Origin of the sequence: Corallococcus sicarius (assembly GCF_003611735.1) — a bacterium.
In the GTDB taxonomy this organism is placed as follows: Bacteria; Myxococcota; Myxococcia; order Myxococcales; family Myxococcaceae; genus Corallococcus; species Corallococcus sicarius.
In genome coordinates, this window is sequence record NZ_RAWG01000657.1 from 1 (window position 1) to 971 (window position 971).

Here is a 971-nt window from a genome sequence, read left to right on the forward strand (position 1 = left end):
GGCCTCGCAGCCCCCAGGCCCCCAGGACGAGCAGCGGCGCCCCCAGCCCCACGGCGGTCGCCGGCCGGGTCCAGAACGCGAGGCAGAAGCAGAGGGCCGCGAGCGCCGCCGCCCACGCGCCCGCGCCGGCCCGCGAGCGCTGGATGCCGTAGAGCATCCACGCCAGGGCGAAGAGCACCGCGGTGTGCGACATCTGCGTGGCCGCGCCCGTCACCACCAGCGGCGAGGCCAGGAACAGGACGCCCGCGACCCGCGCCCACGCGGAGCCGAACCACTCCCGGGCCACGAGGAACACCGCCACCGCGGTCGCTCCCGACAGCAGCGGGTTGATGAGCCACGGCACGCCCGCCTTCATCCCGAAGGCCAGCAGGAAAGGCCAGCCCAGGAAGTACTGGCTGTACAGCCTGCCGTCATTCACGATGAAGCTGCTGTCGAAGAAGAGCTTCATCGGCGGGGAGGGCACCCACAGCCGGAAGGAGGCGAGCAACCGCGCGGCGAAGCGGTAGGACGCCTCGTCGTCGGTGAGGGGAGCGTACCCCAGCAGCGCGGACTGGACGGCCAGCGGCAGCAGCACGCCCAGCGCCCCCAGCGCGAGCAGGCTGCGCCGGTCCGGGTACTCGCGCCAGGCGGCATGCCAGCCCGCGAGCCGCTCGGCCCTCAGGGTCCGCGCGCCCACCAGCGCCAGGCAGGCCACGACGGGCAGCCCCAGGAAGGCCATCAGGGCCGCGAGCAGCAGGTAGCGTCGGGTGGGCAGGTCCAGGCTGCCCAGGTCCAGGCGGAAGCCCTGGAAATAGGCCTGCCAGACGGCCGCGTGGGCCAGCAGCAGGAGCGCGGCGACCACGAGCGGCGGGAGCGGGGACTTCCGGAGGGGAGCAGGCATCGCGAGGCGCGCGAGCGTAGCGCACCCTGCGGGCCCGGGAAGGTCCGGGTTAGAGTGCGGCCCTTCCCGCCCGCATGAACCGTCCCCCTTC

1 protein-coding gene is annotated in these 971 nt (G+C 74.2%); it reads right to left on the reverse strand.

What is annotated here, in order from left to right; translation table 11 throughout:
- The coding region (locus D7X12_RS45255; RefSeq protein WP_147444006.1) for a hypothetical protein at nt 1-880 on the reverse strand (880 nt) is incomplete at its 3' end.
- Nucleotides 881-971: the final 91 nt, after the last annotated feature.